Below are 24,992 nucleotides of genomic sequence, written 5' to 3'. Positions count from 1 at the left end.
CCATGTCGAACAAGCTGACCGCACAGGATCTGAAGGACACTTTCGACGCCTTCAACCGCCACGACATCGACGCCGTGATGACCCATTTCGCCGATGACTGCGTGTTCTTCACCGTCGCGGGCGACAATGAATACGGCAACCGGATCGACGGCAAGGATGCCATCGCCAAGGCCTTCGTCAACGTCTGGACCTCGATGCCCGACGTGCAATGGGCCGAGCATGAGCATTTCATGTCCGAGGACGGCTCGCGCGGGGTCAGCCAGTGGACCTTCCGCGCCACCAATCCCGACGGCACCCGCACCGAGGTTCAGGGCGCCGACCTGTTCCGCATCCGTGACGGCAAGATCGTCGAGAAACAGGCGATCCGCAAACAGCGCCCCGCCATCCCCGCCAAGTGAGCCCAAGTGAGCAAAGTGAGCCAAGTGAGGTTGCCATGCAGGTGATCGACAAACGCCCAGGATCGGTTCCCTTCGATCCCTTCTACGATCCGATGAAGGCCCGCAGCCTCGGGCCGGGCAGCGACTATGCCCCGACCTACTGGATCGGGACCGCCGGTCCTGCCCCCGAGGATGACGGCCCGGTCACCGCCGACATGGATGCCGATGTGGTGGTGATCGGTTCGGGCTATACCGGCCTTTCCTGCGCCATCCATCTGGCGAAAATGCACGGCATCAAGGCGGTGGTGCTGGAGGCGAATGGCGTCGCCTATGGCTGCTCGACCCGCAATGGCGGTCAGGCGCAGATCAGTTCGGGGCGCCTGAAGCGCAGCCAGTGGATCGAACGCTGGGGCCTCGACGTGGCCAAGGGCCTGCATGCCGAGGTGGCCGAGGCCTTTGCGCTGTTCCGCGACCTGATCCGCGATCCCCATATCGACTGCGACCCGCAGGACGGCGGCCATTACTACATCGCCCACAAGGCGTCGGTCATGCCGACGCTGGAGGCCGAGGCGAAGCTTCTGCGCGACACCTTCGGCTATGACGCCCGGATGCTGTCGCGCGACGAGTTGCACGACACCGTCGTCCGCGACATGGAGGCCCATGGCGCCATGTGGGAGGCGGACGGGGTCGGCATCCACGCGGCGAAGCTGGCTTTCGGCTATCTCAAGCTTGCCCGTTCGCTGGGCGCGAAGGTCCATACCGACAGCCCGGTCCAGACCTGGGAATACCGCAATGGCGCGCATCTTCTGCGCACCCCCGGCGGCACCGTCCGCGCCAAGCGCGTGGCCGTCGCCACCGCCGCCTATGCCCCGCGCGGGCTGAACCCGCGGGTCCGCGACCGGCTGATGCCGATCATGTCGAACAGCATCGTCACCCGCGTGCTGAGCGATGACGAACTGGCCGAGATCGGCGTCAAGAAACGCTCGCCGCTGACCGACACGCGGACGCTGCGCCATTACTATCGCCTGCTGCCCGACAACCGGTTGCAGATCGGCTCGCGCGCGGCGATCACCGGCCGCGACGCCGCCAATCCGGCGCATCTCAACGCGCTGCGCGAAGGCATGGCCCGCAAGTTCCCGGCCCTGCGTGGGGTCGATCTGGATTACAGCTGGTGGGGCTGGGTCGATGTCAGCCATGACATGATGCCCCGTATCACCGGGCTGCCCGACATGCCGGGGGCGTTCTATGCCCTGGGCTATGGCGGCAACGGGGTCATGTATTCGGCGATGGCCGGTCGCCGCATGGCCCAGCTTGTGGCGGGCGAGGCGGTGCCGGACCTGCCGATCTTCAACACCGAATTGCCGCATGAGGGCTGGAAAACCCCCTTCCGGCGGCTGGGCCAATGGGGCCTCTACCACCTTTACCATTACCGCGACGAACGCAAATAAGGAGCGACGCCGATGAAAATGACCACCGAAGAAGCCTTCGTCAAAGTCCTGCAGATGCACGGGATCGAGCATGCCTTTGGCATTATCGGCTCGGCGATGATGCCGGTGTCGGACCTGTTTCCGAAGGCCGGGATCACCTTCTGGGATACCGCGCATGAAACCAATGCCGGGCTGATGGCCGATGGCTTCACCCGCTCGACCGGCAAGATGTCGATGGCGATCGCCCAGAACGGGCCGGGCGTGACCGGCTTTGTGACCCCGATCAAGACCGCCTATTGGAACCACACGCCGCTGCTGCTGGTCACCCCGCAGGCGGCCAACAAGACCATCGGCCAGGGCGGCTTCCAGGAAATGGAGCAGATGCGGCTCTTTGCCGACTCTGTCTGCTATCAGGAAGAGGTCCGCGACCCGTCCCGCATCCCCGAGGTGCTGAACCGGGTGATCATGCAGGCCTGGCGCAATTCGGCCCCGGCCCAGATCAACATCCCGCGCGACATGTGGACCCAGGTGATCGACGTCGATCTGCCGCAGATCGTTGCCTTCGAGCGCCCGGCGGGTGGCGAGGAGGCCGTGGCCGAGGCGGCGAAGCTGCTTTCGGAAGCGAAGTTCCCGGTCATCCTCTCGGGCGCCGGCGTGGTTCTCTCCGGGGCGATTCCGGATGTGGCCAAACTGGCCGAGCGTCTGGATGCGCCGGTCGCCTCGAACTACCAGCACAATGACAGCTTCCCCGGCAGCCATCCGCTGGCCGTCGGCCCCTTGGGCTATAACGGCTCGAAAGCGGCGATGGAACTGATCCAGAAGGCCGATGTGGTCTTGGCACTCGGCACCCGCCTGAACCCGTTCTCGACCCTGCCGGGCTACGGCATCGACTATTGGCCGAAGGAGGCGAAGATCATTCAGGTCGACATCAATGCCGACCGGATCGGGCTGACCAAGAAGGTGACCGTGGGTATTCAGGGCGATGCCGGCAAGGTGGCGCGCGGGATTCTGGCGCAGCTGTCGGACGGCGCGGGCGATGCCGGCCGCAAGGACCGCAAGGACCTGATCGCGACGACGAAGTCGCGTTGGGCGCAGGAACTGTCCAGCCTCGACCACGAGCAGGACGATCCCGGCACCGAATGGAACGAGGGCGCGCGCAACCGCGACGCCGACCTGATGTCGCCGCGTCAGGCCTGGCGCGCGATCATGCAGGCGGTTCCGGCCGATGCCATCGTGTCCTCGGACATCGGCAATAACTGCGCCATCGGCAATGCCTATCCGACCTTCGAGGGCGGCCGGAAATATCTGGCGCCGGGCCTGTTCGGGCCCTGCGGCTATGGCTTCCCGGCGATCCTGGGCGCCAAGATCGGCAATCCCGACACCCCGGTCATCGGCTTTGCCGGCGACGGCGCCTTTGGGATCTCGATGAACGAGATGGTCTCGGTCGGGCGCGAGGACTGGCCGGCGATCACCATGGTCATCTTCCGCAACTATCAATGGGGCGCCGAAAAGCGCAACACGACGCTGTGGTATGACAACAACTTCGTCGGCACCGAACTGGACCGCGACACCACCTATGCCGGGATCGCGAAAGCCTGCGGCGTCAACGGCGTGCAGGTGCGCACGCCCGAGGAACTGACCCATGCCCTGCATGACGCGGTCGAGGCGCAGATGAAGAAAGGCGAGACCACCTTCATCGAGGTGCTGCTGAACCAGGAGCTGGGCGAACCCTTCCGCCGCGACGCGATGAAGAAGCCCGTGCCGGTGGCCGGCATCGACGCCTCCGACATGCGCCCGCAGAAAGGCGCCGCGGCCTGAAACGCAAGGGCCTGACCCGGCCGCCTTTCGGGGCGGCCGGCACATCACCATCCTTCGGCGCGGGCGCGGCTCCGCGCCGGAAGCTTCCGCACCAGCCCGGAGATGACGATGCTGACCACCATGATCCCCTCGCGCGATACGCTGACCGACGCCTTTCCGGGCTTTGCCGTCTCGGTTCTGGTCGCGGCGACGGCGCAGTTCCTCTCTGACCATTACGGCGCCCCCGCCATGCTGCTGGCGCTGCTCCTGGGACTGGCGCTGAATTTTCTGGCCGATGAGGGCACCCGCACCGCGCCGGGCATCGCCTTCACCGCCCGCACCGTCCTGCGGCTGGGCGTCGCGCTGTTGGGCGCGCGGATCTCGGTCGACATGCTGGCGGAACTGGGCGGCGCGTCGATCGCGCTGGTGGTGGCGGGGGTGATCCTGACCATCCTGTTTGCGCTGGTGGCGACGCGTTTTGTCGGGCGCGGCTGGCGGTTCGCGCTGCTGACCGGCGGCTCGGTCGCGATCTGCGGCGCCTCGGCCGCCATGGCCATCGCCGCCGTGCTGCCCAAGCACGAGAAATCCGAGCGCGATCTGGTCTTTACGGTGCTGTCGGTCACGGTGCTGTCGACCGTGGCGATGGTGCTTTACCCGATGCTGTCGAACGCCTTTGGCTTTACCCCGCGCGACAGCGGGGTGTTTCTGGGCGGCACCATTCATGACGTGGCGCAGGTGGTCGGCGCGGGCTTTTCCATCGGTCCGGAAACCGGCGAGACGGCGACGCTGGTCAAGCTGATCCGGGTGTCGATGCTGGCGCCGGTGGTCTTGTGCTTCTCGCTGGTGATCCGGGCGCGCGGTCTGGCCGATACCGAGGGCGGCAAGGCGCCGCCGCTGCTGCCGAGTTTCGTCATCGGCTTCATGGTGCTGGCGGCGCTGAACAGCTTCGGGCTGATCCCGCAGGCAGTGTCCGATCTGGCCGGCGATCTGTCCCGCTGGGCGCTGCTGATCTCGATCGCCGCGGTCGGCATCAAGACCTCGCTGAAGAAGATGCTGGCAGTCGGCGGCGGGGCCATCGTGCTTCTGGTGGCCGAGACCGTGTTTCTGGGGGTGTTCGTCGTGGCCGGTCTGCACCTGCTGGGATAGCCGAGGCCGCGCACCCCGACCCGATCCGTCACGCCGTGCGGCCTCCTTGTGCGGCCTCCTTGTGCGGCCTCCTTGTGCGGCCTCCTTGTGCGGCCTCCTTGTGCGGCCTCCTTGTGCAGCCCTCTGCGGCCGATACCGATATTGAGCAACAGAAAGGTCCGTTGCCATGAAACCTCTTGATCGCATCTTCGAGATGGCCCGCGCGAACCCGCGTCACATCATCCTGCCCGAAGGCAATGACCCCCGCATCGCCGAAGCTGCGGTCCGTCTGACCGCCGAGGGGCTGGCCCGCATCACCCTGATGAACGGGCCGGATCTGCCCGGTGTCGAGACGATGGATCCCGCGCAAGCACCTGATCTGGAAGAGCTGGCAGCGGTCTGGCACGGGATGCGCAAGGCCAGGGGGCTGACCCCGGAACAGGCACTGGTGGACATGCGCGACCCGATCCGGCAGGCCGCGATGCGCGTGCATCTGGGTCAGGCGGACGGCACCGTCGGCGGCGCGGTCGCCACCACCGCCGACACGGTGCGGGCCGCGTTGCAGATCATCGGCCGCGCCGAGGGGGCCGGCATCGTCAGCAGCTTCTTTCTGATGCTGGCCTGCGATTCCCAGACCCCGATCAAGGGCGGCATGATCTTCGCGGATTGCGGTCTGGTGGTCGAGCCTGACGCGAACGAACTGGCCTCGATTGCGCGTTCGGCGGCGCTGTCCTGCCAGCAATTGCTGAACGAACCGGCCCGTGTCGCGCTGTTGTCCTTTTCTACCGCCGGGTCCGCCAATCACCCCAGCCTCGACAAGGTGCGAGAGGCACTGGCGCTGATCCGCGCCGCCGAGCCGGATCTGGAAGTGGATGGTGAGTTGCAGTTCGACGCCGCGCTGGATGATGCGATCCGGGCCAAGAAGGCGCCGCAGAGCCGGCTGACCGGGCGACCGAACGTGTTCATCTTCCCGGATCTGGCGGCGGGCAACATCGGCTACAAGATCGCCCAACGCCTGGGTGGCCTGACCGCAGTCGGCCCGATCCTGCAAGGTCTTGCCCGTCCGGCCAACGATCTGTCCCGCGGCTGTTCGGTCAGCGATATCGTCGCGGCCTGCGCGGTCACCGCGGTGCAATCGTTGACCACTGGGACCGAAAATGGTGCAGGATAGGAAAACCGGCCGGTGAGTTTCGCCGCGCAACTGATGCCCAGAGGAGGGGGAATCTGAAGATGTCTGAGAATGCTGACACATTTGAGAACGGCGCAATCGAGGGAACCGGACTGTCCGAGCCCGGACCGGACCGGGGGCGGCGTGCATTTCTGCGTGCGACGGGGGCATCGGCCTTTGGGGCGGCGCTTGGCATGACGATCCCCTTCGAACGCAACCTGCCGCATGGGCTGATCCCGGTCGCGCTGCCCAGGATACCGGTCAGGATCTGATGGTCGACAAGGACGGCCTTGTCGTGCTGAGCGACCGGCCGCTTAACGCCGAAACCCCGGCCTATCTCTTGGACGCCGATGTGACCCCTTATGAGCATATGTTCGTGCGCATGAACGGGCTGGTGCCACAAAGCGCCCTCGATGCCGACGCCACAGGCTGGACCCTGACCATTGATGGCGAGGTGGACAAGCCGCTGGAGCTGAGCATCGACGATCTGAAATCCCGTTTCGAGAATGTCACGCGTGCGCTGGTGGTGGAATGCGGCGGGAACGGGCGCGCCTATTTCAATCCCGGCTCGTCGGGAAACCAGTGGACGATGGGCGCAGTCGGCTGTCCCGAATGGACCGGCGTGCGGCTGCGTGACGTGCTGGCCGAGGCGGGTGTCCGAAACAGCGCCGTCTATACCGGCCATTACGGCAATGACGTGCATCTGTCGGGCGATACCGAAAAAGACGTCATCTCGCGCGGTGTCCCGATCGAAAAGGCGATGGCCGAAGATGGCGTGATCGCCTGGGCCATGAACGGGCAGGAGATCCCGGCACTGCACGGCTTTCCCCTGCGGCTGGTGATTCCGGGCTATCCGGCATCGGTCAGCCAGAAATATCTGACCCGGATCACCATTCGCGACCGCGAACACGATGGCGCCAAGATGACCGGCGATTCTTATCGCTTGCCCGCCTATCCGGTTGCGCCGGGCACAGAGGTTCCCGAGGAGGATATGGTGGTGATGACCGAAATGCCGGTGAAGTCGCTGGTGACATTCCCCCGCACCGGCACCGAGGTCGCATCGGGTTCGCCGACCGAGGTGCGCGGTCATGCCTGGGCGGGCGACGGCGATGTGGCGGCGATGCATGTCTCGGTTGATTTCGGGCAGACCTGGCAGGAAGCGCAACTGGACCCGCCGCCGAACCGTTTCGCCTGGCAACGCTGGCGCGCCAATATCACCTTGCCTCAGGCGGGGTATTACGAGGTCTGGGCGCGGGCGACCGACCAGAAGGGGATCAGCCAGCCGGTCACGACGCCGGGCTGGAACCCGCGCGGATATGGCAATAACATGCAGCACCGCATCGCATTGATCGCGACGTGAGGGGGGTGACATGCGTGCCATTACGAAAGCAGTGATCGCCCTTGCGTTGCTGGCCGGTCCGGCAGATGCGCAGGCCCGGCCGGACCCGATGCGCGACGCAAGCTTGCAGGCAGGGACGATATCGCAGACCGATCCGATGGTGGCCCTGCGCGCGCCGACGGAGGCGGCCCCGGACGGGCCCGCCGCCAATGCCGAACTGGGCGGGCTTCCCGATGCACCGGGGGCCGAGGAGACCTATTACCAGTGCGTCGCCTGTCATTCGACCGATATCATCAAGCAGCAGCGGATCACCGATGCCCGATGGGATGAACTGTGGCAATGGATGGTCGAGGAGCAGGGCATGTTCGAACCCGATCCGGAAACGCGGGACGTGATCCTCGCCTATCTCAAAACGCAGTTCTCGTCTGAAAGATAGGGTTGTCCAAGGCACATCTTTCCGGGACAGACAGGGCAGGCCGCATAGCGGCCTAGCCCCTTCTTGTCATCGCAGATCAGGGATTATTCTGCGGTCACGGCGCGGTGCATGACGTGGAAGATCAGGTTCTGCTCGATCACGCCGCGGAACAGATGCGACCAGGGGCCGTTGGCCATGACCGCGACATCCTCGCCCGAATGCGATTCCGAGGTCATCGGAACCAGCGCCTGTTGCAGATAGTCGATATCGGTCGCCTGTTCCTGCGTCAGGTCGGGGCGCGTGCCGGTATAGTCGTTCGCGCCTTCTTCCTGATGCATGACCGAGCCGGGGCCGTTCAGGTAGCCCGCGACGGTATAGGGCTTGCCATCAAGGCCCCGCGACGGCGTGCCGGTATGGGTGTTGCCCTGTTCGTCGATCTCGTAGCAAAGACCGGTGATCGGGGTGCCGATACCGCAATAGCCGTTGAAGGCAATGGCATGTTCATGGTCTGCGGTGACGATGATCAGGGTTTCGCTCAGATCGACCATCGAGACGGCCTTTTCGATCGCCTCGGCAAAGGATGCGCCATCGGTCACCGCCCGGTGCAGATTGCCGTCGTGGTTCGCGTGGTCAACCCGGCCCGCTTCGATCGACAGATAATAACCTTCGGCATTGTTCGACAGGTTGTTGATCGCCATTTCGGTCATCTGCGCCAGTGACGGCTCATCGGTGCGCTCGTCCTCGTATTGCATGTGGCTGGCCTCGAACAGGCCCAGAACCGGCTTGGTCGGATCGGCGGCGGCGGCGGTTTCGTCATTCCAGACATATTGCCAGCCCTTGGCCTGAATTTCCTCGATCAGGTTGCGGTCATCGGTGCGCCGACCCTCGGCGCCCTCGTCATCGGTGACGCCATTGGGCAGGAAGTGCTGGCGGCCACCGCCCATGACGAAATCCAGCGTCCCGGCATCCACGGCATCGACCAGCTGCGCTGCGATGTCCTTCTGGGCGCAGTTTTCCGGCAGCGCGGTATTGTCTTCCCAATCGCGGTTGGTGGTCTTGGCATAGACCGCCGCAGGGGTGGCGTGGGTAATGCGCGCGGTCGAGACGACGCCGACCGACTTGCCCATATCCGAGACGATCTCGGCGAAGGTGGTCAGTCCCGCTGTCGCTGCGCCCTCGCAATTGTCATAGCCGCCTTCGTCACCCACGTTGATCGTGCCATTGCGCGACTTGATACCCGTGTTCATGGCGCTGGCGGTCGGTGCGGAATCCGGGGTTTGACCATTGGTGGTATAGGTCTTGACCAGCGCCAGATTGGGAAAGGCTTCCTGCGGCAGCACGTGATCATCGCCCGGACCGCCCGCCTGCTGACCGACCCACAGGCGGGTCGCATAGTTCGTGCCGACGCCATTCCCATCGGCGACGAACAGGATCACGTTCTTGGCGCGATTGGTATTGGATTGAATCGCTGCGAGTTCGTCGATGCGTTCCTGCGCATCGGTATACCATTGGCTATCCTGTTGGGAGATGGACACCTGGGCCGAGGCCCCCGATGCGATGACAAGACCGATTGCCGTGCCGGCAGTGCGAAGGAACATAATGACCTCATGGATTGGTTCTGTCTGCCGATCCCATTCACAGGCGACAGACATATGACCCTTGGGTGAAACTTTTGTGATTCTCGTCCCGGTCGGCCAAGGCAGGCGTAACGATCGGCTGGACCACGATCTGGTCTGGCAGGTCGCACCGTTCCGGCGTCGGCAGACCATCCGTGCCGGGAATATCGCCGGTGGTCCGGTGCCGATTCCGACCCGGGCAAGAGATCTTTCGAAACGGCAGGATGCCACTTAAGTCTTTGTTGTTTACTTTGAACATGCCGTCACCACCGTCGATTTCCACAGATGATCTTGAAAGCCTTCCGGCCGGGTCATGCGGCAGATAACGGTTAGATAACGGGCGGCGTGTGAAAATGATTCGGCATTTGGAAGAGCGCGGACATCCAGATTGATGAACCAGTTTGTCGTAGCCAGGTATGTTTTTTTCCGGTGGCTCGCTCTCATCCAGACCGGTCGGACGTGTTGAGCGGTCGGCCTGGTCAAACGGCGATCACCCTGTTTTCCCCCCCGTCGCTCTTCCAAATGCACCCGAAAAAACCGACATGATCGAAACGGCCGACAGTCACGGTCCGGTCGCGCAGTTGTTTCTGCCGGGGCCGTTCGAGCTGCTTCGCGGCCAATCTGAAAGTGGCGCACCGCGGTTCAAGACGGCGCAGACGCTTCTGGCGCTTGCGCCGCGCAGAGAACGCTACCGGTCTATAAAAGCCTGAACCGCCGCAAACTTATCGTTTTGCCGCTGTAACGTTTCCGACCCTTGTCACGCAGGCGCTGGCCGAAAGACAAATGAGCTGTCGCTTTCGGCAGGCCATTTTACGAAAGGGCCGAACCTTGCTGGCATGCGGCATGACCGGCTTAGCAGCCGGATCCGCTGCCAAATAACACAAACTTTCGCAGGCCGATTGGTATCAGATCACAACCGCGGCCGGGGCGATCATCCCCGGCATTTTACTCCGCTTCCTGCGCAACAATCTGCTCCACCTCTGGTGCCAGCACAAATCTCCAAGCCCTGCGCGGTCCGGCCATGACGTTCAGGTAATACAGTTCAAAGCCATGGGGTGCGCCGCAGGGATGGTGGCCACGCGGCACGCAAACCACATCACCGTCCTTTACGACCATGACCTCATCAAGCCCGTGGTCATCCGTATAAACACGCTGCACAGCCCAGCCGTTTTTTGGGTTGATACGGTGATAATAGGTTTCCTCAAGATAGGTGACGCGCGGAAAATCGTCCTCGTCATGGCGATGGCTGGGATAGCTGGACCAGTTGCCCGCCGGCGTAAAGACTTCGGTCACCAGCAGACTGTCGGCGTAATTTTCGTTTTCCATGGCGATATTGTTGATGAACCGGGCATTCGGGCCCTTCCCCCGTTGGGTCAGGCTGATGCCGTCAGGGCCGATCCGGCGCGCGGGATGTTGTCCATGACCGGGTGCTGCGCAAACCGCAATCGTGCAATCGGTGGCCGCCGTCGCCTGCCAAGCTTGAGCGTTTGGCACATAAAGACAATGCGGCGCTGTCTTTTCGAACACATCCATTCTGTCACCCAGAATGCCCCAATCCTGTCCGGCCGCCTCGATCTGCGCCTTGCCTTCGACCAGAACCAGAATAACCTCGTTATCCCCTGTGCTCTCTGCCACGGTCTCACCCGCTCGCAACCGATACACCGAAAATCCAACATAGCGCCAACCCGCATTTGCCGGGGTAATCTGATGCACCTTGCCATGGGTCCCGAAGGGCTTCTTCAACAGATCTGACATTTCATCTCCTTTAGGTCACGGACTTCGCCGCAGGCACATATCTGCTGCGCGCCAGTGGAAAAATCTTTGGCGGCGGCCGCGGGTGACAGCCCACCCCCCTGTTCCCGATCCCTGACTGCATTGGTCGTCAAATATCCTCGGGGGGAAGGGCCCGGCACGGGACCGGGGGGCGGAAGCCCCCGAAATCACGTCCGCGCATCACGATCCAGTCCCGCTTCGCGCGCTGCAGCCTTCAGCGACTTCAGACCCAGCGACTGATACTCCAGAGGCGATCTGATCTTGGGGTCCTGCTCGGCTTCGATCACCAGCCAGCCATCATAACCCGCCTCCGCCAGGACCCGTAACAGCGGGACGAAATCTATGGCCCCTTCCGGATCTCCCGGCACGGTGAAGGCCCCGGCCATCACCGCATCAAGGAACGACAGATCCTGGGACCGCACCTGCTCGGTCACCGGGCGGCGGATGTTTTTGGCATGAAAATGCGCCACACGGGAAACATGTCGTGCAAGAACCGCCGACGGATCCCCCCCACCAAAGGCACAATGCCCCGCATCAAACAACAGCCGCGTTGCAGGCCCGGTTGCCGCCATAAAGGCGTCGATGTCTTCGGGAGTTTCGATCACGGTGCCCATGTGATGATGATAGGCAAGCGTGATTCCCTCGGATGCGAGATAGGCCGCGAAAGCTTCTATCTTCGCCCCGAAAGCCGTCATTTCCTCGGCGCTCAACCGCGGGCGATTGTTCACTGCCATGTCTGGGATGCCATGCACAGCGTTGGAACATTCACAGGTTATACACACCTTGCAATCATTCGCCTTCAGCTTGGCCAGATGTGGCTGAACCGCCGCAATCTCATCCTCGACCGAGCGGCTCAAAAGCTCGGTCGAATACCAGCCCGAGATGAACTGCAACCCATAAGCGCTCAGCAACTCTTTTAACGCCAGAGGATCGTCGGGCCAGCGATGGCCATTCTCGATCCCGTCAAAGCCGATAATCCGGCCGGCCTCATTCAGTATCTGCTCAGTCGGGATATGGGCGCCGATCGACTGATCGTCGTCATTGGCCCAGGCAATCGGATTGGTGCCGTAAAGGATCATGTTCGCCTCTCAGTTCAAAAGCCGCTGTCGGGCGGCATTGGACAGATAATCTTGATACGCGGTCCTCAATCGATCGGTATCGCCGATTTCGGGAACAGCCACGTCCCACCAGTGACCGGCTCCGTCCAACCCGTCACCCGGACCCGGAACCGCCGTTGTGTCGATGACGATCACGGTTGGAACATCGCGGGAACGCGCCTTTGCAATCTCTGCCTCCAGCGCGGCGATACCGTCGGCCTTGACCGCATGGGCGCCCATGCTGGCGGCATGGGCCACGAAGTCGATCTGCGGCTGCGCCTCGATCCGGCTGTCGACATAGAGGTTGTTGAACGGCGCACCGCCCGTGCCCGCCTGCAACCGGTTGATGCAGCCGTAACCGCGATTGTCGGTCAGCACGACGGTGAAGGGGATCTTGCGCATCACCGCCGTCGCCAATTCGGCATTCATCATCATATAGCTGCCATCGCCGACAAAGCAGATGACCTCGCGATCCGGTCGGGCAAGTTTCAGCCCCATGGCGCCGGCGATTTCATAGCCCATGCAGCTATAGCCGTATTCCATGTGATAGCCTCCCTGCGACGGCTGCCACAGCAGCTTCAGCGCACCGGGCATGGTGCCGGCGGCGCACATGGCGATGGCGTCCTCGCCGGTCGCGCGCTGCACGGCGCCGATCACCTGCGCATCGGTGGGCAACCGGTTGCTCTCTGCCGGCGCCGCGCAATGGGCGTCGACCGCCGCCAGCCAATCCGTGCGCCACGCCGGATCGGCGCCGCTGGCGCGATAATCGCCCAGTTCGGCGTCAAGTGCCGCCAGCGCCACCTGCGCATCGGCGACCAGACTGACCGCGTCATGCTTGGCCGCGTCATAGGGCTGGACGTTGATGCCGATCAGCTTGGCATCGCCGAACAGCGTCCGCGAGCCGGTGGTGAAATCCTGCAGCCGCGTGCCGATGCCGATCACCAGATCGGCCCCGGCCGCCACCGCATTGGCCGCCGCCGCGCCATCGACCCCGGCCGCACCGAAATTCATCGGATGTGCTTGCGGCAGCGCCGATTTGCCGGCCTGCGTTTCGATCACCGGAATATTGTGGCGGCTGGCAAAATCAGCGAGCGCAGTTTCCGCGCCGGAATAGATCACGCCGCCGCCCGCGACGATCACCGGCGCCTTGGCCTTGCGGATCAGCCGGGCCACCTCGGCCAGCTCGGCGGCATCGGGCGCGGGGCGGCGGATGCGCCAGACACGCGGGGCGAAGAATTCCTCGGGCCAGTCGTAGGCCTCGGCCTGGACGTCTTGGCAGAAGGCCAGGCAGACCGGCCCGCAATTGGCCGGATCGGTCATCACCCGCAGGGCACGGGGCAGCGCGGTCAGCAGGTGTTCGGGCCGGGTGATGCGGTCGAAATAGCGCACCACCGGGCGGAAGCAGTCATTGGCGCTGACGGTGCCGTCGTCGAAATCCTCGATCTGTTGCAGGACCGGATCGGGACGGCGATTGGCGAAGACATCGCCCGCGATGATCAGCAGCGGCAGCCGGTTCACATGCGCCAGCGCCGCAGCCGTCACCACATTGGTGGATCCCGGCCCGATCGAGGTGGTCACCGCCTGCGCCCGCCTTCGCCCCTGCCCCTTGGCGAAGGCGATGGCGGCATGGCTCATGGATTGTTCGTTCTGGCCGCGCCATGTCGGCAGGGCGTCGCCCATGCCATGCAGCGCCTCGCCCAGACCGGCGACATTGCCATGGCCGAAAATCGCCCAGACACCGTCGATGAACCGCGTGCCTTCTTCGGTCATCTGCACCGAAAGCCAGCGGGTCATCGCCTGAGCGGCGGTCAAGCGGATGGTCTTCATGCGGCCTCCTTGGCGGCGGACCGGGCGCGGTCCCAGATCCTGCACAGCCCTGCATAGCGTTCGGCCATCTGCGCGACGGCTTCCTGATCGGTCATCTGGCCCAGCATCCAGGCGCGGGCGGCATCGCCGAAGATCGTCCGGCCGACCGCGAAGCCACGCACCAGCGGGAAGGCGGCGGCGACGGCGAAGCTGGCGGACAGTTCTTCTTCCGGCGCGTCGAGGCCGAGGACGACGATGCCACGGGTGTGGCGGTCATGGTCCTCGATCGCGGCGATGGCGTTCTGCCAGGCGGCGGGGGTCTTCATCGGTTCCAGCTTCCACCAGTCGGGATAGATGCCGGCCGCGTAGAACTGCCGGATCAGGGTGGCGGTGGTGTCATTATCGACCGGGCCCAGCTTCGAGGGGATCACCTCCAGCAGGAATTCCAGCCCGTTGCGGCGGGCCGCGGTATACAGCCGCGTGACCGTGGCTTCCTGCGCGGCGCGGGTGGCGGGGTCGTCGCCCGGATGGCAAAAGCACAGCACCTTCACCACGTTTTCGCGCGCCCATTCGTCCAGCGCCCCGCAATCGGCGCCCAGTTCCGGTTCCAGCGTGAGCGGGTAGGATCCCGGCCATTCCGTCGGCCGCCCGATCCACAGCCCGGTGCCCGACGCCCGGTGCAGCGCCGCGCGTCCGATCCGGTTGTCGCACAGGATGCCATGGCCGCCCTGCCCGTCCGCCACCTGCAATGCCGCCTGAAGGCAAAGCTCCTTGAAGGCGGCGCCTTTGGCGGGGGTGAAGCCGGGCATGTCCTCCAGCTGGGCGCGGTGATCGAAGGCGAAGACCCGCATCGTCGTCCAGTCGCCCGCGCCAGGATTGGTGCGGTTGGTGGCCCGGTGGATCTGTTCCAGCGCGGCATCGTTGCGCAGGTCGGGTTGGACCACCCCGCGTTTCAGGAAGAAGTCCAGTTCCGCCAGCGAGGGATAGGCCGGGGTGCAGCCATGCCGGCTGACCGCGAAGGCCCCACAGGCATTGGCGTAAGCCAGCGCGGTCGGCCAGTCGGCCCCGTCCAGCCAGCCCTTCATCAGCCCCGAAAAGAAGCCGTCGCCAGCGCCCAGCACGTTGAAGACCTCGATCGGGAAACCGGGACCGGTCTGGCCGTCATCGAGGCTGTCCGGGATCGCCCCTTCAAACGCCACCGCGCCCGCCGCGCCGCGCTTGCAGACCAGCGTGGCACCACTGACCGCGCGGACATTGCGCAGCGCCTGCAGGGTGTCGGTCGAGCCGCCGGCGATGTGGAATTCTTCCTCGGTGCCCACGATCAGGTCGAACAGATGCAGCACCGACTGCAGTTCCGCCGTCACCGTGGCGCTTTCGACGAAGCGGCTTTCGCCCTCGCCATGGCCGGCCACGCCCCACAGATTGGGGCGATAATCGATATCCAGCGCCGTCTGCGCGCCATGCTTGCGGGCCAGTTCCAGCGCCTTCAGCACCGCCGCGCGGGTGTTCGGATGGGACAGATGGGTGCCGGTGGCCAGCACGGAACGCGCTTCGGCGATGAAGGATTCGTCGATGTCATCCTCGGTCAGGCCCATATCGGCGCAATTCTCGCGGTAGAAGATCAGCGGAAAGCTGTCCTCGTCGCGGATGCCCAGCAGGACCAGTGCGGTCAGCCGGTCGGGGTCGGTCTTGACGCCGCGCAGATCGACGCCCTCGCGGGCCAGCTGTTCGCGGATGAAGCGCCCCATATGTTCGTCGCCCACCCCGGTAATCACCGCCGAGCGCAGCCCAAGCCGCGCCGTTCCACAGGCGATATTGGTGGGCGAGCCACCGATATACTTGCTGAAAGATCCCATATCCTCCAGCCGGCCACCGATCTGGTCGCCGTAGAGATCGACCGAGGAGCGGCCGATGGTGATGAGGTCCAGCGATTTGGTCATGCAAGCCCCTTTCGGATAACGTCCATGCTGGCGCGCAGCGCGGCTTCGGGATTGTCCAGCGCGTGCACGCTTTCGGCGAATGGCTCGAAGCTGAAAGGCCCGTCATAGCCGCCCGCCAGCAGCGCCCGGATCTGACCCAGATTGTCCAGCCGGTCATCCTCGTCGACCAGCACCCGATGGGCGTCCAGCATCCGGGCCACGTCCAGCCCCGGATCGGTCACGCCCGAGATATGCACCAGCCCGGTCCGATGCGGATAGATCTGCGTTTCGCCCGACAGATGGTGGTGGAAGGTGTCATGCATCAGCGCAAAAACGCCGTTCTCGTCGGCCTCGGTCATGGCGGCGATGGCCTCGGACTTGAGGCGCAGCGAACTGATGGGAAAGCCCAGCGGCTCGACCAGGCCGGTCAACCCGCGATCTTTCAGGACCCCTACCAGCGCATCCAGCGCCGTCACCACCTGGCTATGGGCGATCGCCGTGCCGTCATTCAAAGGGCACATGACCAACGCCCGCGCCCCGCATTCGGCGGCGTAATCGGCCATCCGCTGCGCCCGGTCGGGCAGATCGCCCGACCAGCGGTTGAAGGGGTAAAGCGCGTTGATCGACAGGATGGTGATGCCCTGGGCCGCCGCCTCGGCGCGAACGGCCTGCGGGGTCATGGCCGAGAGCACATCGGGGATGTCGTTGCGGATCTCGACCTCGTGGACGCCCAGGCGGCGGCACATGGCGAAGAAATCCGCCAAAGCCAGCCGCGGCGCCGAGATATGGTTGATGGCAAAGCGCATGGCGGCCCCTCAGCGGTACAGCGCCGGACGATCCGGCAGCGTGATGGGAACGATCTGGCCGCTGTCCTGCGCCTGCACGCAGGCATCCGAGGTGATCGCCGCCACATAGCCGTCCCAGCTGGACGGCCCGGCGGCGGTGCCTTGCGCGGCGGCCTTGATGAAATCGGCCAGTTCGACGTCATAGCTGTCGATGAAGCGATCCTTCCAATCCATCAGGATCTCGTTCTGCAGATGCGCCTGCTTGCGCAGCGTGATCGTCATCGGCTCTGGCAGGTTGGCCAGGCCTTCCTCGCCCACGATCTGGCACTGGATGTCATAGCCATAGCGGCAATTCACGAACACCTCGACATCGATGCGGACACCCTTGGCGGTTTCCAGCAGCACCACCTGCGGATCGCGCAGGCCGGCATGGGCGTGGCTGGATCTGCGCGGGAACACCACCTGCGCCGAGACATAGTCGTCATCCAGCAACCAGCGCAGCACGTCGATTTCATGGATCAGCGTGTCATGGATCGCCATCGGCGTGCCATAACTGTCGGGCACGGTCGGGTTCCGGTGCGCGGCATGGACCATCAGCGGTGTGCCGATGTCATTGTCGACGACCCGTTTCAGCATCCGGTAACCGGCGTCATAGCGGCGCATGAAGCCTACCTGCACCAGCCGCGAGCCATGCGCGACCTCGGCCTGAACGATGCGCAGGGCACCTTCGGCGGTCGTCGCCAGCGGCTTTTCGCAGAAGCAGGGCTTGCCGGCGGCGATGGCGGCCAGAACATAAGGCTCATGCGTCGCCCCGGTGGAACAGACCAGCACCGCGTCCACATCGGCGGCCGCGATCAGGTCCTCGCCGCTGTCATGGACGCGGGCGGCGGGAACAAGATCCTGCTGCACCTTCCGCGCCGCGTCGGTGCTGTAATCGCTGAGCGCGGTGATCTCTGCCCCGGCCAGCACCTGCGCGATGCGCCGCGTATGATCGCGCCCGATCATGCCTGTGCCGATGACACCAATTCTGACGGTCATTCCCCTGCCCTCACGTGAAATATGTATCCAGATAGCGCTGCATTTCGGTGCGCATGAATGTGCCGCTGTGATCGGCCTTGTCTTCCCAGGCGAAGACGCAGGCGGTCATGATGCCGTCAAAGCCGATCTCGGCCAGCGTGCGATAGAAATCGTCCCAGGGCACCTCGCCCTGGCCGATATTCAGGTGCTGATGGACCCGCGCCTGCGTGCCCGGCGGGTTCAGGATATAGCGCAGCCCGCTGCTGGCCTTGTGGTTGAAGGTGTCGGCGATATGGACATGGGCCAACACATCGGCACATTCGCGCAACATCGCCACCGTATCATCGCCGAAATAGAAGGTGTGCGGCGTGCAATACAGAAACTTCACCCGTGGCGAGTTCACCGTGCGGATCAGATCGACCGAGGGCTGCAGCGTTTCCGTCCAATCTTCGGGATGGGGCTCGATATGCAGGTTGATGCCCTCGCGTTCCAGGATCGGCACCAGTTCGTCCATGCTGCGCCACCAGGCGTCCTCGCAGGCCTCGATCATGGCACCGGTGTGGCAGCAATAGCAGCTGCCCTTGTCCGGGTGCGGGCCACGGCCGAATTCGCTGTTCATGGTGTCCACGCTTAGTTCCACCGCGATTTCGATGGCGCGCTTCCAGTGCTTCACAGCCGCCTGCCGCTCGCCCTCGTCATTCGAGGCCCAGCGATACATCGGCAGCAGGCTGGCGATGCCGACACCCGCATCCGACAGCGCGCGCTTGAAGGATTTCACCCGGTCGGGAAAGACGCGCGGGGCCTTGAACCATTCCAGAAAATCGGCGCGCGGGCTCAGCTCGATCGAGTCATAGCCAAGTTCTGCCACCTTCGAGGGCAGCTGTTCCAGCGTCAGATGGCGGTGCATGAAGGGGTCGAGAGCAATCTTCATCATGGGACCTTTCTGCGGCGTCACCTGTCCCGCGCGATGGCGCCGCATCGCAAGCGCGGTCCCGTCGCGGGGCGTGTTACTGGTAATTCTGCATGTTCTCGGGGGTGACGGGTTCGAACGGGATCCAGATGTTGCGTTCGGCCGGCTGGTCCTGTGCCATGGCCAGCGCGGTCTGCAAGGCGACCTCGCCCTGCCTGGCGGCATTCTGGAAGACGGTTACGTCCAGATCGCCCGCCGCCAGCGCCGCCAGCCCGTCCGGGGTGGCGTCGATGCCGGCCACCACCACATCGTCCATGCTGGTCCCTGCCGCCTTCATGGCCAGAATGGCGCCAATGGCCATTTCGTCATTATTGGCGATGACGGCATCGAATTCGACGCCCGAGGTCAGCCAGTTCGTCATCAGATCCTGCGCTTCCTGACGATTCCAGTTGGCGGTCTGTTCCTCGACCACCTTCATGCCCGAACAATCGGGTGTGGCGATCACGTCATGGATGTCCTTGGTGCGGATGATGGCGGAATGGTTTTCCAACGGCCCCATCATCACCAGCACATCGCCCTTGCCACCCAGAATCGCGCAGACCTCGCTTGTCTGCATGGTGCCGCTATCGACCTCGTTCGAGCCGACGAAGCTGACCCCTTCGGGCAGGCTGTCCACATCGCCCGGCGGGTGGTTCACATAGACCAGCGGCACCCCTGCCGCCGTCGCCGCCTGGGTGATGGCGGCGGTCGAATTGCCATCCACCGCATTGACGATGATCGCATCATAGCCATCGGCGATGAAATTCTGCACCTGATCCAGCTGGCGGGCCACATCCAGCTGTGCATCCTCGAACACCACATCCAGATCGGCGGTCTTTTCGGCCTCGGCGCCGATGGCCTCGCGGATGATGGTCAGGAAGGGGTTGTCGAAGGCGGTCATCGACACCGCCACCCGCGTCTCGGCCCAGGCCCCGCCCCCGATCGAGGTGGCGGCGACCAGCGCCGTCATGGTCAGGAATTTCCGCATCATCATCGCCTCCTTACGCTGCGCTGTCATATTCGGGTTGGGTCTTGGCGCCGGTGATATAGGCCACGACATCCTCGCCACTGGTGTCTTGCTTGCGCAGGTTGGCGCAGATGCGCCCGCGCCGCCACACCACGATCCGGTCGCACAGGTCCATCACCTGCCGCATGTTGTGGCTGATGAGGATCAGCGGCTCGCCCTGCCTCTTCAGGGTGCGGATGATGTTTTCAACCTGCGCGGTTTCCTGCACCCCCAGTGCGGCAGTGGGTTCGTCCATGATGGTCAGCTTGGAATGGAAGGTCGCGGTGCGCGCGATGGCCACGCATTGGCGCTGCCCGCCCGACATGTTCTGGATGGTGTTGCGGATATTGGGGATCTTCACCCCGGTCTTTTCCAGCCCCTTGCGGGTCGCCTCGCGCATGGCCTTGTAATCCAGGATCGAGAACGGCCCGAGATTGAACTTGCGGATCTCGCGGCCCAGAAACAGGTTGTCGGGCACGTCCAGATGATCGGCCAGGGCAAGGGTCTGGAACACCGTTTCGATCCCGGCTTCGCGCGCGGCCAGAGGGCCGTCGAAATCGACATAGTCGCCGTTGAACCAGACCTTGCCCGAGGTGCGTTTTTCCACCGCGGTGATCTGGCGCACGAAGGTGGATTTACCGGCGCCGTTGTCGCCCATGATCGCCACATGCTCTCCCTTGCGGATCTCGAAGTTGCAATCGACCAGGGCGTGAACACCGCCGTAATGCTTGGTCAGGCCTTCGGTGCGCAGGATCACCTCGCCCAGTGCGCCAACCGTCTGCGCCGCATCCGCGCCCGAGATATTGGTTTGCAGGTCGCTTGCCATGATATTCTCCGTTTTTCGTTATCTGATGGCCGCGCGGTGCTGCCGCCACTGGTCCAGCACCACGGCGCCGACGATGATCGCGCCCTTGACCATTTCCTGATAATAGGCGTCCAGCCTGAGGAAGGTGAAACCCGAGATGATGACCCCGAAGATCAGCGCGCCCAGCACGGTGCCAAGGATCGTCCCGCGACCGCCCGACAGGGAAATCCCGCCGATCACCGCCATGGCGATGGCGTCCAGTTCATACATCACCCCCATTCCGGCCTGCGCGGTCAGGTTCTTGGAACTGAGAACTATGGCCGCGATCCCGCCCAGCAGCCCGGCGATGGTATAGACCAGCACCTTGTGGCGCCGGACATGGATGCCCGACATCCGGGCCGCCGCCTCGTTCGAGCCGATGGCATAGGTGTGCTTGCCATAGACGGTGTATTTCAGGATCAGGTGGAACAGGATCGCCAGGCAGGCGAAGATCACCACCGGCATCATGCCGGCGCCGATGGCGGCATAGCTTTCGGTCGGGAAGGACACCGGCTGCCCCGCCGTCCACCACTTGGCGACGCCGCGCGCCGACACCATCATCCCCAGCGTGGCGATGAAGGGCGGGATGCCGGTATAGGCGATCAGCAGGCCGTTTATCAGACCGCAGGCAATCCCGCAGGCCAGCCCGATCACGATGGGAATGATGACCGGCAGATCAACCCATCCTCGGGCAAAAAAGACCGCGCGGGTGTTTTCCATGCCATTGATCTCACCCACCTGGGCAAAGCTCATCGCGATCATGGCGGTCATGCCGACCACCGACCCGGACGACAGGTCAATGCCGCCGGTGATGATGACCTGGGTCACGCCAAGCGCGATGATGCCGATGATCGAGACTTGCAGAATGATGATCTGCAAACGGGCCTGATTGAAAATGCCGGGCACATTGTCGCGGGTGTTGAACAGGAAACTGTCATGCATCAGCACCCGGCCCAGCAGTTCAAAGGCTACGACGATCAATACCAAGGCGATGGCGACACCGGCCTCGGCCGGAAGTCCGCGCCTGGACTTGTCGAAACTCAATCCGCCAACGCCGTGCGATGTATCCGACATGCTTCATCCTTCCCGCGAGACGACGCTCGCCTGACCTTGCCACGGGCGATGCATCGCGCACCGCCCGTCGATGAGGCGAACCCTCAGTTGCCTTGCGTGAACTCGCCCATGTTCTCCGGCGTGACCAGCTGGAAGGGGACGTAGACCTTCTTCTCGACCTTCTCGCCGCGCGACAGCTTCAGCGCGGCATCCAGCGCGCCACCGCCCTGCCCGGCTGCGTCCTGAAACACGGTCACGTCCAATTCACCCGCCGCCATCGCCAGCAGCCCGTCCTGCGTGGCGTCGATGCCGCCGACGACGACGTCATCCATATTGATACCGGCAGCCTTCATCGCTTGAATCGCGCCGATCGCCATTTCGTCATTGTTCGAGATCAGTGCATCAAACGCGGTGCCCGAGGACAGCCAGTTCGTCATCAGATCCTGTGCCTCGTCGCGCTGCCAGTTGGCAGTCTGTTCATCAATGATATTCAGCGTGACGGCGCATTTGCCGCCTTCCATCACGTCATGGATATCCTTGGTACGCTGAACCGCCGCCTGATTGGACAGCTCACCCATCATGACATAGACATTCGCCGGGTCCTTGCCCGCCGCCTTCAGCAGTTCGCAGACCTGAATGGTTTCCAGCGTGCCGGATTCGCGTTCGTCCGAGGCGACGAAGGCCTGATTGTCCGGCAGCGCGTCCACATTGACCGGCTCGCGGTTCACGAAGACCAGTGGCACGCCGCCCGCCGCCGCCGCATCGGTCATCGCCTGCGTGGCCGAGGTGTCAACCGGGTTCACGATGATCGCATCGACACCGGATGCGATGAAATTCTTGATCTGATCCAGTTGCCGTGCCACATCGTTCTGCGCATCCTCGATCTGGACATCGACATCGTCCATACCGCTGGCCTGTTCCTGAATTCCGTTGCGCAGAACGGTCAGGAAATTGTCGTCAAACAGCGCCATTGAAACGCCAATGTTTTCGGCGGCGGCACCGCTTGCAAGGCCCGCGACCAACGCGGTCGACAGCAAAAATGTCTTCATCATCTTCTCCTCCACAGACGGCGTCAGGATACGCCGCGATCCGTTCGGCCTGACCAGCAGACAAAGTTTATCCATCCGCCAGAAGCGGTGACTGTGCCGAAACTGTTCTTGTTTATGCCGACCCCCTCTTCCCCGGTCGACACGCGAAGAGTTCCTTATTTGGATAGCGCAATCAACGTAAACCGAACGGTATTTACATCATTCGTGATGCAATCATCCTGAACGATTGATGCAATTACATCATAAATTCACTTTCGGGGGTCCATATCTGTACCGGAAAGAACCTCTGCCCCGGCATGTCAGCAAAACCGCGCTCTGACGCGTCGATCATCTGCACGATCAGATCCGCTGTAATCTGCCGAACCGGGGTGGCAAGGACGACACTTAACGTGCCATCGCGCAGCCCGGACTGCGATTCGGGGGTCAGTTCGTTGACGATCAACACCAGATCACCGGGCTTGCGCATTTCCCGCGCGGCCTGAATCGCCCCTTCCATGCCGCCGCCTGCACAGTAGAGCCCGACAAGATCGTCATGGCGCGACAACAGGTTCATCGTCGCTTCATACGTCAATTGCCGTGTCTCCAGATTGATTTGCGTTTCCAGCAAATGAAATCCCGGCGCGGAATCGCGAAAGAAACTGCGAAATCCCGTTTCACGCAGTTCATGGCCATGAAACCGGGGACCGCCGATAAACAGCCCGACTTTGCCGGCCCGCGGCGCCAACCGCGAAATGAACCAGCCGGCCACCCGCCCGAGCTTCAGGTTGTTGGTGCCGAAATAGCTTTCCCGAACACCCTGTGCGAAATCGGAGAGCAGCGAATAGACAGGTATCCCCGCCTCTCGCAATTCCTGCACCGCCAGCGTGACCGAATGGTGGTCAAGCCCCGTCGCAGCCACAGCATCGACCCGCCCCTTCATTCCGCCCAATAGCCGGGCCAGTTCTTCGGGGTTGGAATCCTCAAGAAATTTCACAAGGATCTGCACGCGTCGCCATGTGCAGGCGCGGGCCTGAGCCTCGAATATCCGAAGTGTCTCTTGATAAAAGGCGTGCTGCGGCTTTTGTAAAATCAACCCCAGCCGAAATTCCGGCTTATCCGCCAGCATCCGGTGGCGAATGATATTCGCACCGTGATAGCCGATGCGTTCAGCAGCATCATGCACGCGCTTGACGGTTTCTTCACGCACGTTCTGGCGGCCGTTCAGCACCCGGTCCACGGTCGCGCGACCGACACCGGCAGCTTTGGCAAGATCAGCGATGGTTGGACGGCTCATGGTGTATTCGCATCATTGGGTGATGGAAACTATCAGGGACAATCTGCATTGCTGCAAGCACGCTGACTGCCCCAACCCAAGCCCTTAGCAATTTTCGCGCGTGTAGATGTTCACGGGGGTGATGGCCGGAATCCCGTCGCCCTCGGCCCGGTTGTAAAAGGCGGCAATCACACGCAATGCCGTCTCCACCTCCAATTCTGGATTTTGGTCGATCACGGCATCTATCGCGCCGCTTTGCAGCAAAGGCCTGCGATCCGCAGTCAGTTCATGCGTGATGAACACAACGTCATCAAGCCGCCCCAATCTGCGAAGCGCATCCACGACAGACGTTGCGCCCGCCGATTCATTGTAAACCCCCCGGATCAAGGGATTGCGGCGCAAGGCACGATAGACCAGATCCCCGGCCAGATCGCCCTTTTCCCTACTTTCAAAAACGCCGGTGATGCGACAGTTCGGATGACGCTCTGCCAACACTTGCTGAAATCCCGCTTGGCGTTCCTCTTGCCCGATCATGGTCAACAATCCGGCAATGACAATCACATCGCCCCCGGCCTGCCCCAGAAACCGCCCCATCAGCTCTGCCGCCAATCGCCCGGCCTTGTGATTGTCCGGGCCGACATAGGTTGCGCCACGGCAACGGATGTCGGTCGCCAGCGTAACGACCGGCTTCCCCGAATCCGCCAAACGCTGCAGCACCAGTGCCAGGGAAACGTCGTGTGGAAGACAGATGATGATGGCATCATGTTCTGCCCCCGCAGCGGCAACACGGCGGGCGGTTTCATCCGCGCGCGCAGCATCTGCGTGAAAAATGCGTGACTGGATATTGAACGGGTTCGGTCCCCGGTTCTGTGCCTGCAACGCCGTCGCCAGCGCCGCGTGAAAGGGATTCGTCGGCGGCTGCACAAAGGCAGCAATGCGCAACGTCCGCGCCGCCCGAGGGTCAAGCGCCCGATCCAATTGCAACCGCCGCGCGGCGGCAAAGACCCTGCGCTCTTTCGCCTCACTGACGCCGCCACGATTGTTCAGCACCCGATCAACCGTCGACGCCGACACGCCTGCCTCGCGCGCGACATCCTGCGCTGTCGACTTGTGGCCCATGACGTCCTCATTTGACGAAATTTCGTCAAGAATGGTGTTTGGCGCGGCGCAGGACAATC

24 protein-coding genes are annotated in these 24,992 nt (G+C 63.4%); 9 read left to right on the top strand and 15 right to left on the bottom strand.

The genetic code is table 11. The annotated features are described in order from the left end of the window. Positions 1 to 2 precede the first annotated feature (2 nt). The 8 genes from H4P12_RS00370 to H4P12_RS00340 all read left to right on the top strand — a co-directional run bounded on the left by H4P12_RS00370 (position 3) and on the right by H4P12_RS00340 (position 7,669). Entirely contained in the window at positions 3 to 398 is a 396-nt protein-coding gene (locus H4P12_RS00370; RefSeq protein WP_187791624.1) for a nuclear transport factor 2 family protein, read from the top strand. 35 nt (positions 399 to 433) lie between these two features. After that, positions 434 to 1,825, top strand: a complete 1,392-nt coding sequence (locus H4P12_RS00365) for an NAD(P)/FAD-dependent oxidoreductase (protein ID WP_187791623.1) — start codon at positions 434 to 436, stop codon at positions 1,823 to 1,825. Positions 1,826 to 1,837: 12 nt separating this feature from the next. Further along, positions 1,838 to 3,622 (top strand): sulfoacetaldehyde acetyltransferase, encoded by a 1,785-nt coding sequence (gene xsc / locus H4P12_RS00360; RefSeq protein WP_187791622.1) that lies wholly within the window; start codon positions 1,838 to 1,840, stop codon positions 3,620 to 3,622. A 108-nt stretch (positions 3,623 to 3,730) separates the two neighbouring features. Continuing rightward, positions 3,731 to 4,747 carry a YeiH family protein gene (locus H4P12_RS00355; protein ID WP_187791621.1) on the top strand — a complete coding sequence of 339 codons (1,017 nt, stop codon included), beginning with the start codon at positions 3,731 to 3,733 and terminating at the stop codon, positions 4,745 to 4,747. Between the two features lie 166 nt (positions 4,748 to 4,913). Beyond that, positions 4,914 to 5,897, top strand: a complete 984-nt coding sequence (gene pta, locus H4P12_RS00350) for a phosphate acetyltransferase (RefSeq protein ID WP_187791620.1) — start codon at positions 4,914 to 4,916, stop codon at positions 5,895 to 5,897. Between the two features lie 59 nt (positions 5,898 to 5,956). Beyond that, a complete protein-coding gene (locus tag H4P12_RS18640) occupies positions 5,957 to 6,166 on the top strand; it encodes a hypothetical protein (RefSeq protein ID WP_246448756.1) in 210 nt (69 codons plus the stop codon). Further along, complete coding sequence (locus H4P12_RS00345; protein ID WP_246448755.1) at positions 6,166 to 7,254, top strand: sulfite oxidase; 1,089 nt, start codon at positions 6,166 to 6,168, stop codon at positions 7,252 to 7,254. The genes H4P12_RS18640 and H4P12_RS00345 overlap by 1 nt, the downstream gene beginning before the upstream one ends. Before the next feature lie 10 nt (positions 7,255 to 7,264). After that, complete coding sequence (locus H4P12_RS00340) at positions 7,265 to 7,669, top strand: cytochrome C-552 (RefSeq protein ID WP_187791619.1); 405 nt, start codon at positions 7,265 to 7,267, stop codon at positions 7,667 to 7,669. Positions 7,670 to 7,752: 83 nt separating this feature from the next. On the opposite strand, the gene H4P12_RS00335 is transcribed toward H4P12_RS00340, so the two are convergent. Next, positions 7,753 to 9,246: an alkaline phosphatase gene (locus H4P12_RS00335; protein WP_187791618.1), complete on the bottom strand. Its 1,494-nt coding sequence runs from the start codon at positions 9,244 to 9,246 to the stop codon at positions 7,753 to 7,755. Between the two features lie 37 nt (positions 9,247 to 9,283). Further along, a complete protein-coding gene (locus tag H4P12_RS00330) occupies positions 9,284 to 9,547 on the bottom strand; it encodes a hypothetical protein (RefSeq protein WP_187791617.1) in 264 nt (87 codons plus the stop codon). Between the two features lie 259 nt (positions 9,548 to 9,806). On the opposite strand from H4P12_RS00330, the gene H4P12_RS00325 reads away from it, so the two are divergent. Then, the gene (locus tag H4P12_RS00325; RefSeq protein WP_187791616.1) at positions 9,807 to 9,974 is read left to right on the top strand and encodes a hypothetical protein; all 168 of its coding nucleotides are present in this window, start codon (positions 9,807 to 9,809) and stop codon (positions 9,972 to 9,974) included. Between the two features lie 235 nt (positions 9,975 to 10,209). Here H4P12_RS00325 and iolB read toward each other — a convergent pair whose 3' ends face one another. From iolB to H4P12_RS00260, 13 genes are all read right to left on the bottom strand, one after another. Further along, positions 10,210 to 11,019 carry a 5-deoxy-glucuronate isomerase gene (gene iolB, locus H4P12_RS00320; RefSeq protein ID WP_187791615.1) on the bottom strand — a complete coding sequence of 270 codons (810 nt, stop codon included), beginning with the start codon at positions 11,017 to 11,019 and terminating at the stop codon, positions 10,210 to 10,212. Between the two features lie 185 nt (positions 11,020 to 11,204). Then, positions 11,205 to 12,116: a myo-inosose-2 dehydratase gene (gene iolE / locus H4P12_RS00315; protein ID WP_187791614.1), complete on the bottom strand. Its 912-nt coding sequence runs from the start codon at positions 12,114 to 12,116 to the stop codon at positions 11,205 to 11,207. Positions 12,117 to 12,125: 9 nt separating this feature from the next. Then, positions 12,126 to 13,961 carry a 3D-(3,5/4)-trihydroxycyclohexane-1,2-dione acylhydrolase (decyclizing) gene (iolD, locus tag H4P12_RS00310; protein WP_187791613.1) on the bottom strand — a complete coding sequence of 612 codons (1,836 nt, stop codon included), beginning with the start codon at positions 13,959 to 13,961 and terminating at the stop codon, positions 12,126 to 12,128. Next, positions 13,958 to 15,880, bottom strand: coding sequence for a bifunctional 5-dehydro-2-deoxygluconokinase/5-dehydro-2-deoxyphosphogluconate aldolase (locus H4P12_RS00305; RefSeq protein ID WP_187791612.1), 1,923 nt, complete (start codon positions 15,878 to 15,880; stop codon positions 13,958 to 13,960). Before H4P12_RS00305 ends, iolD begins: the two co-directional genes overlap by 4 nt. Next, positions 15,877 to 16,665 (bottom strand): TIM barrel protein, encoded by a 789-nt coding sequence (locus H4P12_RS00300; protein WP_187791611.1) that lies wholly within the window; start codon positions 16,663 to 16,665, stop codon positions 15,877 to 15,879. Before H4P12_RS00300 ends, H4P12_RS00305 begins: the two co-directional genes overlap by 4 nt. A 9-nt stretch (positions 16,666 to 16,674) precedes the next feature. Beyond that, positions 16,675 to 17,682 (bottom strand): Gfo/Idh/MocA family protein, encoded by a 1,008-nt coding sequence (locus H4P12_RS00295; protein WP_187791610.1) that lies wholly within the window; start codon positions 17,680 to 17,682, stop codon positions 16,675 to 16,677. Positions 17,683 to 17,692: 10 nt separating this feature from the next. Then, the gene (locus H4P12_RS00290; protein ID WP_246448754.1) at positions 17,693 to 18,595 is read right to left on the bottom strand and encodes a sugar phosphate isomerase/epimerase family protein; all 903 of its coding nucleotides are present in this window, start codon (positions 18,593 to 18,595) and stop codon (positions 17,693 to 17,695) included. A gap of 73 nt (positions 18,596 to 18,668) precedes the next feature. After that, positions 18,669 to 19,601 carry a sugar ABC transporter substrate-binding protein gene (locus H4P12_RS00285; RefSeq protein WP_246448753.1) on the bottom strand — a complete coding sequence of 311 codons (933 nt, stop codon included), beginning with the start codon at positions 19,599 to 19,601 and terminating at the stop codon, positions 18,669 to 18,671. Positions 19,602 to 19,611: 10 nt separating this feature from the next. Next, a complete protein-coding gene (locus H4P12_RS00280; RefSeq protein ID WP_187791609.1) occupies positions 19,612 to 20,442 on the bottom strand; it encodes an ATP-binding cassette domain-containing protein in 831 nt (276 codons plus the stop codon). 18 nt (positions 20,443 to 20,460) lie between these two features. Next, a complete protein-coding gene (locus tag H4P12_RS00275) occupies positions 20,461 to 21,534 on the bottom strand; it encodes an ABC transporter permease (RefSeq protein WP_187791608.1) in 1,074 nt (357 codons plus the stop codon). Between the two features lie 83 nt (positions 21,535 to 21,617). After that, positions 21,618 to 22,562, bottom strand: a complete 945-nt coding sequence (locus H4P12_RS00270; RefSeq protein WP_187791607.1) for a sugar ABC transporter substrate-binding protein — start codon at positions 22,560 to 22,562, stop codon at positions 21,618 to 21,620. Between the two features lie 235 nt (positions 22,563 to 22,797). Next, the gene (locus tag H4P12_RS00265; RefSeq protein ID WP_187791606.1) at positions 22,798 to 23,835 is read right to left on the bottom strand and encodes a LacI family DNA-binding transcriptional regulator; all 1,038 of its coding nucleotides are present in this window, start codon (positions 23,833 to 23,835) and stop codon (positions 22,798 to 22,800) included. A gap of 84 nt (positions 23,836 to 23,919) precedes the next feature. Continuing rightward, on the bottom strand, positions 23,920 to 24,933 hold the full coding sequence (locus H4P12_RS00260) for a LacI family DNA-binding transcriptional regulator (RefSeq protein WP_187791605.1): 1,014 nt from the start codon (positions 24,931 to 24,933) through the stop codon (positions 23,920 to 23,922). Between the last annotated feature and the right edge of the window lie 59 nt (positions 24,934 to 24,992).

This window comes from Paracoccus amoyensis (assembly GCF_014490725.1).
Lineage (GTDB): Bacteria > Pseudomonadota > Alphaproteobacteria > Rhodobacterales > Rhodobacteraceae > Paracoccus > Paracoccus amoyensis.
This window is presented reverse-complemented; position numbering and strand designations above follow the sequence as displayed.

Coding starts and splice junctions, on each gene's coding strand:
- H4P12_RS00370 (WP_187791624.1), top strand. CDS start 3: ATGTCGAACAAGCTGACCGCACAGGATCTGAAGGACACTTTCGACGCC.
- H4P12_RS00365 (WP_187791623.1), top strand. CDS start 434: ATGCAGGTGATCGACAAACGCCCAGGATCGGTTCCCTTCGATCCCTTC.
- xsc (WP_187791622.1), top strand. CDS start 1,838: ATGAAAATGACCACCGAAGAAGCCTTCGTCAAAGTCCTGCAGATGCAC.
- H4P12_RS00355 (WP_187791621.1), top strand. CDS start 3,731: ATGCTGACCACCATGATCCCCTCGCGCGATACGCTGACCGACGCCTTT.
- pta (WP_187791620.1), top strand. CDS start 4,914: ATGAAACCTCTTGATCGCATCTTCGAGATGGCCCGCGCGAACCCGCGT.
- H4P12_RS18640 (WP_246448756.1), top strand. CDS start 5,957: ATGTCTGAGAATGCTGACACATTTGAGAACGGCGCAATCGAGGGAACC.
- H4P12_RS00345 (WP_246448755.1), top strand. CDS start 6,166: ATGGTCGACAAGGACGGCCTTGTCGTGCTGAGCGACCGGCCGCTTAAC.
- H4P12_RS00340 (WP_187791619.1), top strand. CDS start 7,265: ATGCGTGCCATTACGAAAGCAGTGATCGCCCTTGCGTTGCTGGCCGGT.
- H4P12_RS00335 (WP_187791618.1), bottom strand. CDS start 9,246: ATGTTCCTTCGCACTGCCGGCACGGCAATCGGTCTTGTCATCGCATCG.
- H4P12_RS00325 (WP_187791616.1), top strand. CDS start 9,807: ATGATCGAAACGGCCGACAGTCACGGTCCGGTCGCGCAGTTGTTTCTG.
- iolB (WP_187791615.1), bottom strand. CDS start 11,019: ATGTCAGATCTGTTGAAGAAGCCCTTCGGGACCCATGGCAAGGTGCAT.
- iolE (WP_187791614.1), bottom strand. CDS start 12,116: ATGATCCTTTACGGCACCAATCCGATTGCCTGGGCCAATGACGACGAT.
- iolD (WP_187791613.1), bottom strand. CDS start 13,961: ATGAAGACCATCCGCTTGACCGCCGCTCAGGCGATGACCCGCTGGCTT.
- H4P12_RS00305 (WP_187791612.1), bottom strand. CDS start 15,880: ATGACCAAATCGCTGGACCTCATCACCATCGGCCGCTCCTCGGTCGAT.
- H4P12_RS00300 (WP_187791611.1), bottom strand. CDS start 16,665: ATGCGCTTTGCCATCAACCATATCTCGGCGCCGCGGCTGGCTTTGGCG.
- H4P12_RS00295 (WP_187791610.1), bottom strand. CDS start 17,682: ATGACCGTCAGAATTGGTGTCATCGGCACAGGCATGATCGGGCGCGAT.
- H4P12_RS00290 (WP_246448754.1), bottom strand. CDS start 18,595: ATGATGAAGATTGCTCTCGACCCCTTCATGCACCGCCATCTGACGCTG.
- H4P12_RS00285 (WP_246448753.1), bottom strand. CDS start 19,601: ATGATGCGGAAATTCCTGACCATGACGGCGCTGGTCGCCGCCACCTCG.
- H4P12_RS00280 (WP_187791609.1), bottom strand. CDS start 20,442: ATGGCAAGCGACCTGCAAACCAATATCTCGGGCGCGGATGCGGCGCAG.
- H4P12_RS00275 (WP_187791608.1), bottom strand. CDS start 21,534: ATGTCGGATACATCGCACGGCGTTGGCGGATTGAGTTTCGACAAGTCC.
- H4P12_RS00270 (WP_187791607.1), bottom strand. CDS start 22,562: ATGAAGACATTTTTGCTGTCGACCGCGTTGGTCGCGGGCCTTGCAAGC.
- H4P12_RS00265 (WP_187791606.1), bottom strand. CDS start 23,835: ATGAGCCGTCCAACCATCGCTGATCTTGCCAAAGCTGCCGGTGTCGGT.
- H4P12_RS00260 (WP_187791605.1), bottom strand. CDS start 24,933: ATGGGCCACAAGTCGACAGCGCAGGATGTCGCGCGCGAGGCAGGCGTG.